Below are 16,569 nucleotides of genomic sequence, written 5' to 3'. Positions count from 1 at the left end.
CCCGCTATTGATGCGCGCGGCCCGCTCGTCCAGACTTCGCGCATGACCCGTCGTCCGTTCATCGCCGCCGCTACGGCTGCCCTCGTGCTGGCCTTGTCGGCTTGCGGTTTCCAATTGCGCAGCGCGCTGACATTGCCGCCGGACCTGGGTCCGGTGCGCGTGGTGTCGGTGGACCGCTACAGTCCGCTGGCCGAATCGCTGGCCACCGCGCTGACCCGCGCCGGCGCGGTCCCGGCCACGCCGGAGACCGAATCGGCGGCGGTGCTGGACCTGCTGTCCGAGCGCTGGGGCGATACCCCGGTCGCGCTGGACCAGCTCGGCCGTACCCAGGAATACAGCCTGCGCTATGCGGTGATCTTCGAACTGCGCAAGGCCGACGGCACCGCCCTGGTGCCGCGCCAGACCGTCGAACTGTCGCGCGATTACGTCTCCAACCCGGTCAACTCGCTGGGCACCGAAGGCGAGCGCGAAGTCCTGCAGCGCGAAATGCGCCGCGAGATGAGCGCCTCGGTGCTGCGTCGCATCGACGCGGTGGTGAAGAAAGTCGATGGCGGCGCCGACGCCGCGCCCAGCGCGCGCGAACGGCCGATTGCCACCGATGCCGCGCAGGCGGCGATGGAAGCGGCCGAATCGGTCGCGCCGCAGCCTCCCGCCCAGACCGAACCGGCACCGCCCAAGCCGCGCTGACGATGGAGCTCAAGCCGGAACAGCTGGCGGCCCAAGTCGCGTCCGAGCCGCTGCGTCCCGCCTACCTGATCGCCGGCCCCGAGCCGCTGCGCGTGCTGGAAGCCGCCGACGCCGTGCGCGCCGCCGCGCGCCAGCAGGGCATCGCCGAGCGCGAAGTGTTCGAAGCCGAGGGCAACCAGCGCGAACCCGACTGGAATGCGCTCGAGGCCAGTTTCCGCGCGCCCAGCCTGTTCGCCAGCCGGCGCCTGGTCGAGCTGCGCCTGCCCACCGGCAAGCCCGGCAAGGACGGCGCCGAAGTCGTTTCCGATTTCTGCGCCGACCCGCCCCAGGACGTGTGCCTGCTGGTGACGTGCGGGGAGTGGAGCAAGCAGCACGGTGGCAAGTGGAGCGAAGCGATCGGCCGCGTCGGCCGGGTCGCGATCGCCTGGCAGATCAAGCCGCACGAGCTGCCCGAATGGATCGAGCGCCGCCTGCGCGCGCGCGGCCTGCGCGCCGACCGCGACGCGGTGCAGAGCCTGGCCGACCGCGTCGAGGGCAACCTGCTCGCGGCCGCCCAGGAAGTCGACAAGCTCGCCCTGTTGTCCGACGGCGAGAGCATCGACCTGGCGCGTATGGAATCCCTGGTCGCCGACGCCGCGCGCTACGACGTGTTCCGGGTGGTCGATGCGGCCATGAACGGGCAGGGCGCGCAGGTCTCGCGCATGCTCGCCGGACTGCGCGCCGAAGGCGAAGCGGTGCCGGCGCTGTTGGGCATGGTGGTGATCGAATTGCAACGCGGCGCCGCGCTGGCGCGCGTGAACGCGCGCGGCGGCAACCTGTCGGCGGAGTTCAAGGCCCAGCGCGTGTGGGATTCCAAACAACCGATGTACCGGCGCGCATTGCAGCGCCACGACGCGCGGCGCTGGGACGTGTTCGTCGCCCAGGCCGGCCGCGTCGACCGCATGGCCAAGGGCCGCGAGGCCGGCGATGCCTGGGTCGCGCTGGAGCGCTTGCTGCTGGCCGTGGCCGAACCGCGCGCGGCGCGACTGCTGACCGCGGGCGGCGCGTGAACGGGCACGGCCCGCGCGACCGCCGCGCCGCGACGGCGGCGCCGTGAGCCTGCTGGTCTTCTACGGCGGCACGTTCGACCCGGTCCACGACGGCCATCTGGCGATCGCGCGCGCCGCGCGCGACGCCTTGGACGCCACGGTGCGGCTGATGCCCGCCGCCGATCCGCCGCATCGCGCCCCGCCGGGCGCCAACGCGGCCCAGCGCGCGCGCATGCTCGACCTCGCGGTCGCCGGCGAGCCGGGCCTGGTCGTGGATACGCGCGAACTCGCGCGCGCCGGCCGTTCCTATACCGTCGAAACCCTGCGCGAACTGCGCGCGCAGATCGGCGCGGACGCGCCGGTCGCGCTGCTGGTGGGCGCCGACAGCTTCCTGGGCCTGCCGCAGTGGCACGAGTGGCGGGCCCTGTTCGATCTGGCCCATTTCGTGGTCGCGCAGCGCCCTGGCAGCTCGCTGGAGCAGGGCCTGGCCCCGGAGCTGGCGGCCCAGATCGGCGGGCGCGAGGCCGCCGATGCGGACGCCCTGCGTGGCGCCCCGGCCGGGCGGGTGCTGCGCCTGAACCAGCCCCTGCACGCCGAATCGGCCAGTCAGGTACGCCAGCGCATCGCCGCCGGCCAGCCCTGGCAGGACCTGGTGCCGGCGCCCGTGGCGGTCTATATCGAGCGCCATGGCCTGTACGCGGGACAGGCTGCGGTCGGCGCTCCGCTATAATCTCCCGGCACCCCCTCGAGCCCCAGAGTCCTTTCCTTGACCAGCCAAGCCCACGTCATCAAGACCCGCATGCCGACCCCGCCCCCGTCCACCGACGCGCTATTGAGCACGGTGCGCGCCGCGGTCGAGGAACTCAAAGCCAAGGACGTCGTTGAGATCGATGTGCGCGGCAAGAGCAGCGTCACCGACTACATGGTCGTCGCCTCGGGCACGTCGACCCGCCACGTCAAGTCGATCGCCGACGAAGTGGTCAAGTTCGCCAAGAACCTCGACGTCATGCCCTTGGGCGTGGAAGGCGAGCGCGAGGCCGAATGGGTGCTGGTCGACCTGGGCGACGTGGTCGTGCACGTGATGCTGCCGCGCGTGCGCGAGTTCTATGCGCTGGAGCGCCTGTGGACGGTCGGCGACCAGCCGCCCAGCTACGACGACGAATTGGAGACGGACGAGGAAGACCGGCTGTAAGCCGTTCCTCGTTCGCTGCGGAAAACGGCGCCCTCGGGCGCCGTTTTCGTTTGGGTCGTGGGTCAAAAGCAAATCCCCCTCAATCCCCCTTTTTCAAAGGGGGAAGACAAGCAGGAGCGCGCGCCTCTTTGCAAAGGGGAAGACAATCTGGGGCGTCTGTTCCCCCCTTTGAAAAAGTGGGAGCTAGGGGGATTTGCTTTCGCTTCGCAGCCCTACAACGGCCCGCGTTCCCAAGGCCCCGTGATCGCCACCGTGATTCCCGTTCGCGACGGACGACGGCGCCCATGGGCGCCGTTTTCGTTTGCGCGATGGCCTAAGAGCAAATCCCCCTCGATCCCCCTTTTTCAAAGGGGGAGGCCCGTACCTGTTCCCCCCTTTGAAAAAGGGGGGCTAGGGGGGATTTGCTTTCGCTCCGCAGCCCTACAACGGCCCGCGTTCCCAAGGCCCCGTGATCGCCACCGTGATCCCCGGCGTCTGCATGTTCACGAACAAGGTGCGCGCGAACGGATCCCAGCAGGCGCCGCAGAACTCGGTGTCGCGGTAGTCGCCTTCGGGCACCGTCTTGCCGGCGTCGGCGATCTGCTGCGAGGTCAGGGCGACGTTGTTCTTGGCGAAGTAGAAGGATTCGCCGGCGCGGGTCAGGCCGATCAGGCGCGCGCCGGGGCCGTATTCGTCGGGGCTCTCGCCGCCGTCCTCGCACAGGATCACGCCGCCGCGCGCGCTCACGCTGATGTTGTCGGGGTTGTGCGCGGCGAGTTGGTTGCCGCTTACGAACAGCGCGCGCAGGCGTTGACTGGCCAGGTCCAGCACCCACACCGCGCCGTTGCCGCGGCCCTTGCGGCCCTGGGCGTCGACGCCGGTGCTGGTGTCGACGATGAACATTTTGCCGTAGCTGTACCAGATGCCTTCGCCGCGGCTCATGCGCAGCGCGCCTTCGCTCCAGGCCTGGGCGAAGGTGCCGCTCAGGGTTTCGCCGGCGGAGATATCGGGGTAGCCGGCGGGCGCGGCGATCGAGTCCAGATCCGGATCGGGCACATCCACCCATTCCAAGGCGTACTCGGTGCCGATGCTGGCGACGGTGAGATCGGCGTTGCGGCGCCCGCGCACGCGTGCGGCCTGCAGGCGGCCGCCGTGCTCCAGCGAGCCGTAGCGGCCGGCGCGGTCGTTGGGAATGAAGCGATACAGGCCGGCCTTGTTGCGGTCGTCCTCGGTGAGATAAACGATGCCGGTGCGCGGATCGATCGCGACCGCCTCGTGGCTGAAACGGCCCAGGCCGATCAGGGGCCGGCCGCTGGTGCGCTCGCTGCGCGGATCCACCTCGAACACGTAGCCGTGCTTGCGGCCGGTGCTGGAGACCGCGTCGCTCTTGATCTCCTCGCAGCTCAGCCAGGTGCCCCACGGGGTCGGGCCGCCCGCGCAGTTGACCAGGGTGCCGCCCAGGCTGGGTTCCAGGCTGCCCCATTCGCCGTTGCGGTAGCTCAGGGTGGTGGTGCCGCCGCCGGCACGCTGACCGCCGCCGAGGTCGCCGGTGTCGTACATGCCCGGGGCCTGGATCGGGCTGGCCGCGCCGCGCTCGTGATTGCGGATCAGCACGTACTCGGGGCCGTGCGGACGGAAGCGCTCGGCGCCCAGGCCGTGCGGGCGACGTCGGCCGGGACGCACGCCGACCACGGCCATGCCGTCGTGGCGGTCGGGGCAGGGCTGGCCGTCGTCCATGCGATCGCCGCTCCAACCGAAGGAGCGGTAGCTGAAGCCGCGCGGCAGTTGCAGCAGCGGCAGGCCGGTGCTGCGGTCGGCCACCGGGGCGAGCGGGCCGTAGCGGCTGGGGACGGGGGCAAGCCGGGTCGGGTCTTGGGCGGCGAGCGCCTGGCGCGAGTACAGCGCGCCTAGCGTGCCCATCGCGCCGATCGCCATCGCGGCGGCGCTGCCCTTGAGGACCTGGCGGCGGGAGGGATCGAAAGCATCCATGGTGCGGCTCCTGCTGGCTGGGGGAGCCTGCACGCTAGGTCGGCGCGGTAACCGTTCGATGACACCTCGGCGACATCGCGTCTGAATGCGACGCAGGCGGCCTTTAGTCCGTGCCTGCGTCGCGGACCGCTACCATGTGGCGATGAAAGCGAAACTGATCGCCGTCGGCGAACGCGCGCCGCGCTGGGTCGCCGAGGGTTTCGGCGAGTACCAGAAGCGGCTCTCGCATTGGCTGCCGCTGGAACTGGTCGAAATCGAACCCGGCCTGCGCGGCAAAGGGCGCGACGCCGCGCGCGCGACCGCCGACGAAGGCGCGCGCGTGATCGCGGCCTTGCCCAAGAACGCATGCGTGGTCGCGCTGGAAGGGCGCGGGCGGCTGTGGACCTCGGAGCAGATGGCGCAGCGCCTGGAGCATTGGCGCGGACAGGGGCGCGATCTCGCGTTCCTGATCGGCGGCCCCGAAGGCCACGCGCCGGACGTGTTGGCGCGCGCGGACGAGCAATGGTCGCTGGGCCCGCTCACGCTGCCGCACATGCTGGTGCGATTGGTCGCAGCCGAGCAGCTGTATCGCGCAGCGGCGCTGCTGGCGAATCACCCGTATCACCGCGCTTGAGCGTGGGCTTGGCTGTTGGCGCTGCGCGCTCATTTCTCGTCCCCCCTATCTGCTCGTCGCCGCTCTTTGCTTGTCTCCCCTCTTTAGTAAAGAGGGGCCTGGGGAGATTTGCTTTTCGCTTTTTGGGAGGGCAGAGCAAAAGCAAATCCCCCCTAACCCTCCTTTTTCAAAGGGGGGGATTACAGCGGCGTTTTCGCTGTGACGGGTCTGGCCTCTGCTTGTCTCCCCTCTTTGTAAAGAGGGGCCGGGGGAGATTTGCTTTTCGCTTTTTGGGAGGGCAGAGCAAAAGCAAATCCCCCCTAACCCCCCTTTTTCAAAGGGGGGGATAACTGCGGCGTTTTCGCTGTGGCGGGTGTTGCCTTTGCTGGTCTGCCCTCTTTGCAAAGAGGGGACGGGGGAGATTTGCTTCTCCCAGCCTGCGAAAAAAAACGGCCCGGCCATACCGGCCCGGGCCGCCCCTCGCCAAAGGACTTAACGTTCCAGGGTAAATTCGATCGGCACCCGGCCGCGTGCCTGCACCGGCTGGCCGCCTTCCATCGCCGGCTGGAAGGTCCAGCGCGACAGCACCACGCGCTTGGCGGCCTGGTCGAGCACGCGGTGGCCGCTGCTCTTGACCACGGTCACCTCGATCGGCTTGCCGTCGATGCCGACCAGGATCTCCAGCATCACCGTGCCGGTGAGTTGATTGCGCACCGCCTCGCCGGGATAGGTCGGCGGCGGGTTGTTAACCACCTGCAAGGTCACGCCGGTGAGGACTTCGCCGCGGCCGATATCGTTGCGCGCAAACACCTCCGGCTGCGGCGGGGCTTCAGGCACATAGACGCTGTCGCTTTCGATCGGGTCGACCACAGGCTGCGGCGGCGTTTCCACCATCGGCTTGGGCACGATCGTCGGGTTGGGCTTGGTCTCCTTGCGGATCTCGCGTTCGACCACCGTCGGCGGCGGAACGATCGGCTTGGGCTTGTCGCGCCAGATCACGTCGGGGACGATCACATCAGGAGCTTCGGAAAACTGCGGCGCCGACATCGGCACAAGCAGCAGCATCAGCAGCACTGCATTGACGGCGACCGCGCCCGCGGTGCCGATGATGCGGCTGGGGTCCAGTTGACGGTCGGGGTGTTCGATCGCGTGCGCCATGGAAGCTCTCCTGGAGTGGTCTGCACGAATCGAAACGGACCGGAATTGCGGGTGGGGTTAAGCGCGACGAAATTTTTTTCGGGGCGGCCACGAGGCCGGCCGGGCGGGGCGCTGGCCCGCGCGTGAGGCGCCGTCGTGCCCGCCTATCCAGGCGCGGACGACGCGGAGGGCACGCAGGCGCGGCGCCCCATTTTTTGCAAGCCCCACACAGCCGAAGGCCCGCTTGCGCGGGCCTTCGGTACGACAAAGCGGCTTGCTCAATCCTTGGACGGATCGGGCTCGGTCACCGGTTCTCGGTCCAGACCGCCCTCGTCCGGGTTCGGCGGCCGCTTGGGGTGCGGCTGGCGCGCGTCGTCCGGGTTGCGCGGCTGCGGCTCCGGGTAACCGGGCGCGGGCTTGCGCGGGTCGGGGGCGGTCATGGCGCTCACTTGCCCAGCTCGAACACCACATCCAGATTGACCGACAACGCGCTTTCGCCTGGCGAGATCGAGGTGTCGGCGGCGGCGCCGGCCTTCTCCATGCGCATGGCCATCATCGGCACCGGCGGCTGAAAACCGCCGCCCTCGCTGATGCTGACGATGCGGCGCACCTTCAGCCCCAGGGTCTTGGCGTACATCTCGGCGCGCCCCTGAGCCTTTTCGACCGCGCCGCGGCGGGCCTCGTCGTAGGCCACGGCCTTGACCTTGTCGTCGATGTCGAAGGTCGGTCCGTTGATCTGGTTGGCGCCGGTGGCGACCAGGGCGTCGAGGATCTTGCCGAGCTTGGCGATGTCGCGCACGGTCAGATTGACCGTGTTGCTGGCCTGGTAACCGGTGATCACCGGCGGCTGGTTCTCGGCGTAGCGGTACTGCGGGTTGAGGTTCACGCCGCTGGTCTGGATATCGCGGTCGGCGATGCCGGCGGCCTTGATCGCGGCCACGACCTTGGCCATCTGCTCGGCGTTGGCGCGCATGGCGCTGTTGGCGTCGGCGGCCTGGGTGACCACACCGGTCGAGATCACGGCGATGTCGGGGACGCGCTTGACCTCGGACTGGGCCGAAACCGAGAGCAGCGTGCCGTCGCTGGCCACATAGGCTGGGGCGGTCTGGGCGGTGGCGGACATGGCGGTGACGGCTCCGAAGGCGAGGGTGGCGGCCAGCACCAGGGGGCGCAGGGCGAAACGGGACGGCGAGGCGTGGTGCCGGCTTGGCGAGGACGACATATTCAACTCCTGTTGAGATGGGAACTAGGGTGTTGCCGATCCAGTGAACGAATCGTGATCCACGGCGGGGTTGCTGTAACCCGCGTGGGGCGGCGCTCAGTCAGCGCGGGTTATGCTTCGCAGGATGCTCTATCTCGCCTCCAAATCGCCACGACGCCACGAATTGCTAAGCCGCCTGGGCCTGCCGTTCGGGGTGCTGGACCTCGATATCCCGGAGCATCGCCAGCCCGGCGAGCCCGCCGAGGACTACGTGCGCCGGGTCGCGCGCGAGAAGGCCGGCGCCGGTCTGCTGACCGTGGTCGCCAACCCGAGCGCGCTGGTGCTGGGCGCCGACACCGAGGTGGTGCTGGACGACGAAGTGTTCGGTAAGCCGCGCGACGGCGACGATGCCGCGGCCATGCTGCGCCGGCTGTCGGGGCGCAGCCACCGGGTGATCTCGGCGGTGTCGCTGGTCTCGCCGGCGCGCGAGTCGCAGACCGTATCGGTGTCGGACGTCGAATTCGAGGCCCTGGACGAGGCGCGCATCGCCGCCTACATCGCCAGCGACGAATGGCGGGGCAAGGCCGGCGCCTACGCCATCCAGGGCCGGGCCGAGGCCTTCGTGACCCGTTTGTCGGGCAGCTATTCCGGCGTGATGGGCCTGCCCCTGCACGAAACCGTGCGCCTGCTGCGCGAGGCCGGACTCGATGCGTGACCCGCGCGTCGGCCGCCGCGCTGCCTTCCCTCCACCGTTGACGACCCGCAGAGCGCCTTCCACGCCATGACCGAAGAAATACTCGTCAACGTCACCCCGCGCGAAACCCGAGTCGCGGTGGTCGAAAACGGCATGTTGCAGGAGCTGCACATCGAGCGCGGCTGGCGGCGCGGCGTGGTCGGCAATATCTACAAGGGCAAGGTCCAGCGGGTGATGCCGGGCATGCAGGCGGCCTTCGTCGAGATCGGCCTGGAGCGCGCCGCGTTCCTGCACGCGGCCGACATCGTCAAGCCCACCCAGGTCAGCGAAGGCGAGGGCGACCAGGCCCCGTTGCCGCCCACTCCGACCCGGCCGATCGCCGAACTGCTGCGCGAGGGCCAGGAAATCATCGTGCAGGTGGTCAAGGACCCGATCGGCAGCAAGGGTGCGCGCCTGACCACCCAGCTCAGCATTCCCTCGCGCTATCTGGTGCTGCTGCCGCGCACGCGCGTGGTCGGGGTATCGGCGCGCATCGAGGACGAGGCCGAGCGCCAACGCCTGAAGGCGCACGTGACCGCGCTGGCGCCGGCCGGCGAGAACCATGGCTATATCGTGCGCACCAATGCCGAAAGCCAGCCCGCCGAGGCCCTGGCCGAGGACGTGGCGTACCTGGGCCGGGCTTGGGCGCTGATCTCCGAGAAATCGCGCAGCTCGCGCGTGGGCGAGCGCGTGTACGAGGACCTGAGCCTGCCGCTACGCGCGGTGCGCGACCTGATGCGGCGCGACGTCGAGAAGGTCAAGGTGGATTCGCGCGAGACCTGCGAGCGCCTGCGCGTGTTCGCGGCCCAGTACATGCCGGGCCTGGACGAGAAGATCGAGCATTACACCGGCGCGCGTCCGATCTTCGACCTGTACGGGGTCGAGGACGAGATCCAGCGCGCCCTGGACAAGCAGGTGCCGCTGAAATCCGGTGGCTACCTGGTGATCGACCAGACCGAGGCCATGACCACGGTCGACATCAACACCGGTTCCTTCCTGGGGCAACGCAATCTGGAGGAGACCGTTTACCGGACCAATCTGGAAGCGGCGCAGTCGGTGGCCCGACAGCTGCGCCTGCGCAACCTCGGCGGCATCATCATCATCGACTTCATCGACATGACCGATGCCGAGCACAAGCGCCAGGTGCTGCGCCAGCTCGAAAAGTCGCTGGCGCGCGATCACGCCAAGACCACGGTCTACGAATTCTCGCCGCTGGGTCTGGTCGAGATGACCCGCAAGCGCACCACCGAAAGCCTGGAGCGCCAGCTCAGCGAGCCCTGCCACGAGTGCGGCGGCCGCGGCACGCTGAAGACGCCGGAGACGGTGACCTACGAAATCTTCCGCGACATCGTGCGCCAGGTCCGTCAGTTCGACGCCCCGCGGCTGCTGGTGATCGCCTCGCCGAAAGTGGTCGCGCGCATCACCGACGAAGAGTCGGCGGCGGTGGCCGAACTCGAGGAGTTCCTGGGCAAGTCGATCCGGTTCCAGCCGGACGACCAGTACGCGCAGGAGCAGTTCGATGTCGTGTTGCTTTAAAGCCGGGATTTGGGATTTGGGATTCGGGATTCGTTTGAGGGGATCCCGGCCTTGGTCTTGTCGAATCCCGAATCTCGTATCCCGAATCCCGGCGGCGCGCGGAGCGCGACGCTGATGCCCACCCCGCTGCGCCGCCGTTTGCGTTTCGCCCGCCGTAGCGTGGCCTATACGGGCGCGGTGCTGTTGGTGTTGCTGGCGGTGCTGCTGGGCGTGGCCAGTCAGATTCTGCCGATGGCGGAGCGCAATCCGGACCAGATCGCGGCGTGGTTGAGTCAGCGCGCCGGACGGCCGGTCGCGTTCGATCGGGTCGAGACCCAATGGACGCGGCGCGGTCCGCTGCTGCGTCTGGACGGATTGCGGGTCGGCGAGGGCGCGCAGGCCTTCGTGGTCGGCGATACCGAAATGCTGGTGTCGATCTACGCCGGCCTACTGCCGGGCCATTCGTTCTCGGAGCTGCGCCTGCACGGCCTGGACCTGACCCTGGAGCGCGCCGACGACGGACGCTGGAAGGTGCGCGGCCTGCCCGGACAGGAGCAGCCGAGCAAGGACCCGCTGGCCGCGCTGGAAGGCCTGGGAGAATTGCAGGTGATCGACGGCAAGCTGGCGGTGATCGCGCCCAAGCTCGGCGTGGACGCGCGCATTCCCAAGATCAATCTGCGCCTGCGCGTGGACGGCGACCGCGTGCGCGCGGGCCTGCGCGCCTGGCCCAGCGTCGGCGTCGCCGGCGCGCCGGCGTCGCCCTTGGACGCGGCCCTGGATTTCGACCGCAAGCGCGGCGACGGCCGCGCCTATGCCGGCGCGCGCCGCGCCGATCTCAGCGCCTGGGCGGCGCTGCTGCAGGTCGCCGGCATCGGCGCCGAGAGCGGGCAGGGCCGCGCCGAGGCCTGGGCCGAGCTGCGCGGTCACCGCGTCGCCATGGTCACCGTCGACGCCGCGCTGGAACGGCTCGCCTTGCGCGGCGCGCCGCTGGGCGATGGCGACGACGCGGTGCCGCGGATCCGTTTCGACAGCGTCGAGACACGCGCGCGCTGGCGCCTGGACGAGGGCGGTTGGCGCTTCGACGCGCCGCGCCTGCGCATCGGCGGCGGCGCCAAACAACAGGTGCTGGACGGCCTGGCGATCGCCGGCGGTCGGCGTTACGCCCTGCTCGCCGATCGCATCGACGCCGGCCCCTTGTTGCAGGCCGCCGCGCTCAGCGACCGCGTGCCCGCCGGCCTGCGCCGCTGGTTGCACCAGACTCGGCCGCAGCTGTCGCTGCAGCGCATCTCGCTGTCCGGCCGTCGCGACGGTCCGCTGCGCGCGAGCGCGCGCATCGACGGCCTCGGCTTCGCCGCGGTCGGCACCGCCCCGGGCCTGAGCGGTCTGTCCGGCGATATCGAAGGCGACGCCGACGGTTTCAGCCTGCGCCTGGACCAGGCCTCGCCGATGCGCTTCGACTGGCCGTCGGGTTTCGGCGTGGCCCACACCGTGAGCCTGGACGGCACGGTCGCTGGTTGGCGCGAAGGCGCGGGCTGGCGCATCGGCACGCACGCGCTGACGATCAAGGGCGAGGGTTTCGGCGCGCGCGCGCGCGGCGGCATGTGGTGGCAGGGCGACGGCACGCGGCCGTGGATCGACATCGCCGCCGACCTGGACGAAGCCGCGGTGCCGGTGGCCAAGGGTTTCTGGGTCCGCCACAGCATGTCGCCGAACCTGGTGCGCTGGCTGGACTCGGCCCTGATCGGCGGCAGCGTGCGCAACGGCCACGCGATCGTGTCCGGCGATCTCGACGACTGGCCGTTCCGCGACCGCAACGGCCGTTTCGAGGCGACCGCGAAACTGCACCAGGCGGTGGTCAAGTTCCAGCCCGAATGGCCGGCGGCCGAAGGCCTGGACGCGGACGTGGCCTTCATCGCCGACGGCTTCAGCGTCGATGGCGTCGGCAAGCTCGCCGGCGTCGGTATCCAGAAAATCCACGCCGGCATCGATCACTACAAGGACGGCGCGCTTAACGTGCAGGCGCAGGCCGCGTCCGACGCCGCGCAATTGCTGACCCTGCTGCGCCAGAGTCCGCTGCAGAAGCAGCACGCCGACACCTTCGCCAATCTCAGCGCCAGCGGCCCGGCCCAGGTCGCGTTCGACATGAAGCTGCCGCTCAAGCCGGGCAGCGTCACCGCGATTTCGGGCTCGGTCGATCTGGGCGGCGCCAAGCTCGCCGATGCGCGCTGGAAACTCGCCTTCGACGAAGTGCGCGGCCGCGCCGAGTACGCACGCGGCGGCTTCGGCGCCAACGATCTGTCGGTGCGTCACGAAGGCCAGCCCGGCAAGCTCTCGCTGCGCGCGGGCGACTACGTGCGCGATCGTGGCAACGTCTTCGAAGCCGGGCTCGATGCCAGCGTCGGCGCGCAGTCGCTGATCGAACGCGCGCCGGAACTGGGCTGGCTCAAGCCCTATCTGGACGGGCGCTCCAACTGGACCATCGGTATCGCCATTCCGACGGCGCAGGCCGGCGTCGCCCCGCCGACCCTGCTGCAATTGCATTCCAACCTGGTCGGTACCGCGCTGGAGCTGCCGGCACCGTTGCGCAAACCGGCCGCGGGCAGCCTGGCGACCACGGTGGAAACGCCCTTGCCGGTGGGCAGCGGCGACATCCGGGTCGGGTTCGGCAACGTGATGGCGCTGCGCGCGCGCACCGTCAATGGCCGCACGGGCGTGCGGGTCGCCCTGGGCGCCACACGCGTGGACGAAGCGCCGCCCGCGCACGGCCTGACCGCGAGCGGCCGCACCGGCAACCTGGACGCGATCGAATGGCTCGCGTTCGCCGAAGGCGGCAAGCAGGGCGAAGGCGAGGGCCTGCCCTTGCAGCGCATCGACGTCACCGCGCAGAAGCTGCAACTGCTGGGCGGCGTGTTCGCCGACACGCGCCTGGTGGTGGCGCCGGCCCCGCGCGGCGCCACCGCGGTGCGCGTCGAAGGCCCGTCGTTGGAGGGGGCGGTGCTGGCGCCGGCCGATCCGGCCGCGCCGCTGGCCGGCAAGTTCGAGCGCGTGTACTGGCGTGCGCCGGCCGCGTCGGCCTCCGGCAACGCCAGCGCGATGAACGCGCTGACCGCGGCGCCCGCGAATCCGGCGCCGGCCGCGGGCGCCGTGGACAACGGCTTCGACCCGGCCAAAGTGCCGCCGCTGACCATCGACATCGCCGACCTGCGCCTGGGCGATGCGCGCATGGGCAGCGCGCGCGTGCGCACCCGTCCGACCGCGACCGGCATGCGCCTGGAGCAGATCCAGACCCGCGGCGACAAGCAGGCCATCGACCTCAGCGGCGACTGGAACGGCCGCGGCGCGGCCGCGCGCACGCGCCTGACCATGAACATCGACAGCGGCGACACCGGCGCGCTGCTCACCGGTTTCGGCTTCGGCGGCCTGGTCGCCGGCGGCAAGGCCAAGATCCGTTTCGATGCCGGTTGGCCCGGCAGCCCGGCCGCGTTCGCGCTGGGCTCGCTGGACGGCGGCCTGAGCTTGGACGTGCGCGACGGACGCTTGCTCGAGGTCGAGCCCGGCACCGGGCGCGTGATCGGCCTGCTCAGCATCGCCCAGTTACCGCGGCGGTTGGGCCTGGATTTCCGCGACCTGTTCTCCAAGGGCTTCGCTTTCAACCGCGTCGGCGGGCATATCGCGATCGGCGCCGGCAGCGCGCGCAGCGACGATCTGGTCATGGACGGCCCGGCCGCGACCGTGAACATCCGCGGCTCCACCAACCTGCGCGCGCAGAGCTACGACCAGACCATCGAGGTCCGGCCCAAGACCGGCAACCTGCTGACCGCGGTGGGCGCGATCGCGGCCGGCCCGGTCGGCGCGGCGATCGGCGCGGCCGCCGGCACCGTGCTGCAGAAGCCGCTGAGCCAGATCGGCGCCAAGACCTACCGGGTGACCGGCCCCTGGAAGGAGCCCAAGGTCGAGGTGATGACCCGCGAGCAGACCCGCAATGCCGGGCGCGAGGCGCCTCCCGCGGGTTAGGCGGCCCGCGCACGATCGCGGCCCATTGCCGCTTTGCGTGGCAAAGCCGCCCGCAAGCGCGGAGCGACACGCCCCGCCGCGGCAAAAACCCACGGTTGAAGCCGTGCCGCCCCGGCTCCATCTTCTTACTAGCCCCAACCGCCCGGCCGCCGCCCAGGCCACGCCGGCGTCGGTTGGTTAGCATGTCCCTTTCGCCGCCCCCGGATCCCCCATGACGCTGCCCCTGCAACTCGCCGAAACCCGCCTGCTGCTGCCCGCCGGTCTGGACGCCAGCGGCCTGGAACGCACCTTCGGCACCCTGCTCGGGCCGGGCGTGGATTTCGGCGATCTGTATTTCCAGCACGGCCGCCGCGAGAGCTGGACGGTCGAGGACGGCATCGTCAAGGACGGTTCGCATTCGATCGAGCAGGGCGTGGGCGTGCGCGCGATCAGCGGCGAGAAGACCGGCTTCGCCTATTCCGACGAAATCAACGGCGACGCCTTGCTGGCGGCGTCCAAATCCGCGCGCGCGATCGCCCGCGACGGCGCCGCGCACAGCGCGCGCGCGCTGGTGCGTGGCGGCGGCCGTTCGCTGTATCCGGCCGAGGATCCGATCGACGGCATCGGCAACGAAGACAAGGTCGAGCAGTTGCGCCGGCTGGATCAGCTGGTGCGCGCCGCCGACCCGCGCGTGCAGCAGGTCACCGTCAGCCTGTCCGGTGGCGTCGACACCATCCTGGTCGCGCGCAGCGACGGCGTGCTCGCTGCCGACGTGCGTCCGCTGGTGCGCTTGAACGTGCAAGTGTTGGTCGAACATAACGGCCGCCGCGAAAGCGGCTACGCCGGCGGCGGCGGACGCTACGGCTACGCCGAGCTGTTCGCCGGCGGCAAGCCCGAGGCGTTGGCGCGCGAAGCGCTGCGCCAGGCGCTGGTGAACCTGGAGGCGATCGACGCGCCGGCCGGGGTGATGCCGGTGGTGCTGGGCAGCGGTTGGCCGGGCGTGCTGCTGCACGAAGCGGTCGGCCACGGCCTGGAAGGCGACTTCAACCGCAAGGGCACCTCGACCTACGCCGGCCGCATGGGCCAGCGCGTGGCCTCGCCCGGCGTGACCATCGTCGATGACGGCACACTGCCGGGCCGGCGCGGCTCGCTCAACATCGACGACGAAGGCACGCCGACCAACTGCACGACCCTGATCGAGGACGGCGTGCTGGTCGGTTACATGCAGGACACCCTCAACGCGCGCCTGATGGGCATGGCGCCGACCGGCAACGGCCGCCGCGAATCCTTCGCCCATCTGCCGATGCCGCGCATGACCAATACCTACATGCTCGCCGGTCAGCACGATCCGGAAGAGATGATCCGTTCGGTCAAAAAGGGCCTGTACGCGGTCAATTTCGGCGGCGGCCAGGTCGACATCACCAGCGGCAAGTACGTGTTCTCGGCCACCGAGGCCTACCTGATCGAAGACGGCAGGATCACCGCGCCGGTCAAGGGCGCGACCCTGATCGGCAACGGCCCGGAAACCATGCAGAAGGTGCGCATGATCGGCCACGACCTGGCCCTGGACGAGGGCGTGGGCGTGTGCGGCAAGGACGGGCAGAGCGTACCGGTGGGCGTGGGGCAACCGTCGCTGCTGATCGAAGGGCTGACGGTGGGCGGCACGCAGTCGTGAGTCGCGCCATGGGATACCGCGCGCATCGTCCAGGGCGCGCAGGTAACGCAACCATCGGCGCGGCGTGCCGTAATTGCGGTGCGTCGCCTGCGCTTGTTGCACCAGCCGCTTGAGCGCTTTCTTGTCCGCCGCTGGGTATTACAGCCCGAAGGCCTCGATGACCTCGATTCCGGTGTCCAGGAAGCGGGCGCGCCAGGCTTCGATGCGGCGCAATTGTTCGAAAATCGCCACGGCGGCGCCTGTGTCGGCTGGTTCGAGACGGGGTTTATTCGGCCTCGTCGTCGTCGCCGCCGGCATCGTTGCCGCCCATCATCACCGCGCGCAGTTCGCGGTAGAGCTCGCGGAACGAGTGCGGCGGTTTGTTGCGCTTGCGCTCTTCCAGGGTGTTGCGCACGAGCTGGCGCAGGCGCTGGCGATCCGCCTGCGGGTGTTCGTCGATCAGTTCGGCCAGCTCTGCGTCGCCGCCTTCGAGCAGGCGGTCGCGCCAGGACTCGGCGCGGTGCATGGCCGCGACCTCGCGCCGGCCGGCCTCGCCGTTGACGTCGAGCGCGTCGCGGATCGCTTCCAGGGTGGCGTCGTCCTCGCGCCGCATCTGCTTGGCCAGGTAGGCCAGCTGGCGCTTGTGGGCGATGTGCGCGGTGATGCGCCGGCATTCGCGGATATGCGGCAGCAGGCCCTCCGGGATCGGCAGCCGCGCCAGCTGGGCGTCGGTCAGCTTGGACAACTGTTCGCCCAGGGACAGCACTTCCAGCGCCTCGCGCCGGTTCTGGCTGCGGCTGGGGCTGAAAAATTCGCCGGTTTCGTCGTCTCTGCCGCGCATCGCTACCACCTCTCCTACCGTCAAACCG

At 70.0% G+C, this 16,569-nt stretch carries 14 protein-coding genes; 9 read left to right on the top strand and 5 right to left on the bottom strand.

Annotated elements, in window-relative coordinates; translation table 11 throughout:
• Nucleotides 1-42: 42 nt before the first annotated feature.
• Genes lptE through rsfS form a run of 4 tightly spaced genes read left to right on the top strand, consistent with a single transcriptional unit; the run spans nucleotide 43 to nucleotide 2,907 of the window.
• Entirely contained in the window at nucleotides 43-687 is a 645-nt protein-coding gene (gene lptE, locus ASD69_RS08235) for an LPS assembly lipoprotein LptE (protein WP_082576339.1), read from the top strand.
• A gap of 2 nt (nucleotides 688-689) precedes the next feature.
• Complete coding sequence (gene holA, locus ASD69_RS08230) at nucleotides 690-1,736, top strand: DNA polymerase III subunit delta (protein ID WP_056176210.1); 1,047 nt, start codon at nucleotides 690-692, stop codon at nucleotides 1,734-1,736.
• A 43-nt stretch (nucleotides 1,737-1,779) separates the two neighbouring features.
• Entirely contained in the window at nucleotides 1,780-2,445 is a 666-nt protein-coding gene (gene nadD / locus ASD69_RS08225; RefSeq protein ID WP_056176206.1) for a nicotinate-nucleotide adenylyltransferase, read from the top strand.
• A gap of 36 nt (nucleotides 2,446-2,481) precedes the next feature.
• Nucleotides 2,482-2,907 carry a ribosome silencing factor gene (gene rsfS, locus ASD69_RS08220; RefSeq protein ID WP_056176203.1) on the top strand — a complete coding sequence of 142 codons (426 nt, stop codon included), beginning with the start codon at nucleotides 2,482-2,484 and terminating at the stop codon, nucleotides 2,905-2,907.
• Nucleotides 2,908-3,327: 420 nt separating this feature from the next.
• On the opposite strand, the gene ASD69_RS08215 is transcribed toward rsfS, so the two are convergent.
• Complete coding sequence (locus ASD69_RS08215) at nucleotides 3,328-4,875, bottom strand: alkaline phosphatase PhoX (protein WP_056176200.1); 1,548 nt, start codon at nucleotides 4,873-4,875, stop codon at nucleotides 3,328-3,330.
• A gap of 142 nt (nucleotides 4,876-5,017) precedes the next feature.
• Here ASD69_RS08215 and rlmH point away from each other — a divergent pair, with 142 nt between their 5' ends.
• Nucleotides 5,018-5,488, top strand: a complete 471-nt coding sequence (rlmH, locus tag ASD69_RS08210; protein ID WP_056176196.1) for a 23S rRNA (pseudouridine(1915)-N(3))-methyltransferase RlmH — start codon at nucleotides 5,018-5,020, stop codon at nucleotides 5,486-5,488.
• A 471-nt stretch (nucleotides 5,489-5,959) separates the two neighbouring features.
• On the opposite strand, the gene ASD69_RS08205 is transcribed toward rlmH, so the two are convergent.
• The 3 genes from ASD69_RS08205 to ASD69_RS08200 all read right to left on the bottom strand — a co-directional run bounded on the left by ASD69_RS08205 (nucleotide 5,960) and on the right by ASD69_RS08200 (nucleotide 7,826).
• Nucleotides 5,960-6,625: an energy transducer TonB gene (locus ASD69_RS08205; RefSeq protein WP_056176192.1), complete on the bottom strand. Its 666-nt coding sequence runs from the start codon at nucleotides 6,623-6,625 to the stop codon at nucleotides 5,960-5,962.
• Between the two features lie 257 nt (nucleotides 6,626-6,882).
• Nucleotides 6,883-7,044: a hypothetical protein gene (locus ASD69_RS21825; protein ID WP_157489549.1), complete on the bottom strand. Its 162-nt coding sequence runs from the start codon at nucleotides 7,042-7,044 to the stop codon at nucleotides 6,883-6,885.
• A gap of 5 nt (nucleotides 7,045-7,049) precedes the next feature.
• Complete coding sequence (locus ASD69_RS08200; protein WP_056176189.1) at nucleotides 7,050-7,826, bottom strand: SIMPL domain-containing protein; 777 nt, start codon at nucleotides 7,824-7,826, stop codon at nucleotides 7,050-7,052.
• Between the two features lie 124 nt (nucleotides 7,827-7,950).
• Here ASD69_RS08200 and ASD69_RS08195 point away from each other — a divergent pair, with 124 nt between their 5' ends.
• The 4 genes from ASD69_RS08195 to tldD all read left to right on the top strand — a co-directional run bounded on the left by ASD69_RS08195 (nucleotide 7,951) and on the right by tldD (nucleotide 15,721).
• A complete protein-coding gene (locus tag ASD69_RS08195; protein ID WP_056176186.1) occupies nucleotides 7,951-8,520 on the top strand; it encodes a Maf family protein in 570 nt (189 codons plus the stop codon).
• Nucleotides 8,521-8,586: 66 nt separating this feature from the next.
• A complete protein-coding gene (rng, locus tag ASD69_RS08190; protein WP_056176183.1) occupies nucleotides 8,587-10,074 on the top strand; it encodes a ribonuclease G in 1,488 nt (495 codons plus the stop codon).
• Nucleotides 10,075-10,188: 114 nt separating this feature from the next.
• Nucleotides 10,189-14,067: a YhdP family protein gene (locus ASD69_RS08185; protein ID WP_056176179.1), complete on the top strand. Its 3,879-nt coding sequence runs from the start codon at nucleotides 10,189-10,191 to the stop codon at nucleotides 14,065-14,067.
• A gap of 211 nt (nucleotides 14,068-14,278) precedes the next feature.
• Nucleotides 14,279-15,721 (top strand): metalloprotease TldD, encoded by a 1,443-nt coding sequence (tldD, locus tag ASD69_RS08180; protein ID WP_056176176.1) that lies wholly within the window; start codon nucleotides 14,279-14,281, stop codon nucleotides 15,719-15,721.
• A 265-nt stretch (nucleotides 15,722-15,986) separates the two neighbouring features.
• On the opposite strand, the gene yjgA is transcribed toward tldD, so the two are convergent.
• A complete protein-coding gene (gene yjgA, locus ASD69_RS08175) occupies nucleotides 15,987-16,541 on the bottom strand; it encodes a ribosome biogenesis factor YjgA (protein ID WP_056176173.1) in 555 nt (184 codons plus the stop codon).
• Nucleotides 16,542-16,569: the final 28 nt, after the last annotated feature.

Source organism: Lysobacter sp. Root604 (genome assembly GCF_001427505.1).
Classification (GTDB): Bacteria; Pseudomonadota; Gammaproteobacteria; order Xanthomonadales; family Xanthomonadaceae; genus Lysobacter.
This window is presented reverse-complemented; position numbering and strand designations above follow the sequence as displayed.

Coding starts and splice junctions, on each gene's coding strand:
- lptE (WP_082576339.1), top strand. CDS start 43: ATGACCCGTCGTCCGTTCATCGCCGCCGCTACGGCTGCCCTCGTGCTG.
- holA (WP_056176210.1), top strand. CDS start 690: ATGGAGCTCAAGCCGGAACAGCTGGCGGCCCAAGTCGCGTCCGAGCCG.
- ASD69_RS08215 (WP_056176200.1), bottom strand. CDS start 4,875: ATGGATGCTTTCGATCCCTCCCGCCGCCAGGTCCTCAAGGGCAGCGCC.
- rlmH (WP_056176196.1), top strand. CDS start 5,018: ATGAAAGCGAAACTGATCGCCGTCGGCGAACGCGCGCCGCGCTGGGTC.
- ASD69_RS08205 (WP_056176192.1), bottom strand. CDS start 6,625: ATGGCGCACGCGATCGAACACCCCGACCGTCAACTGGACCCCAGCCGC.
- ASD69_RS21825 (WP_157489549.1), bottom strand. CDS start 7,044: ATGACCGCCCCCGACCCGCGCAAGCCCGCGCCCGGTTACCCGGAGCCG.
- ASD69_RS08200 (WP_056176189.1), bottom strand. CDS start 7,826: ATGTCGTCCTCGCCAAGCCGGCACCACGCCTCGCCGTCCCGTTTCGCC.
- ASD69_RS08195 (WP_056176186.1), top strand. CDS start 7,951: ATGCTCTATCTCGCCTCCAAATCGCCACGACGCCACGAATTGCTAAGC.
- rng (WP_056176183.1), top strand. CDS start 8,587: ATGACCGAAGAAATACTCGTCAACGTCACCCCGCGCGAAACCCGAGTC.
- ASD69_RS08185 (WP_056176179.1), top strand. CDS start 10,189: ATGCCCACCCCGCTGCGCCGCCGTTTGCGTTTCGCCCGCCGTAGCGTG.
- tldD (WP_056176176.1), top strand. CDS start 14,279: ATGACGCTGCCCCTGCAACTCGCCGAAACCCGCCTGCTGCTGCCCGCC.
- yjgA (WP_056176173.1), bottom strand. CDS start 16,541: ATGCGCGGCAGAGACGACGAAACCGGCGAATTTTTCAGCCCCAGCCGC.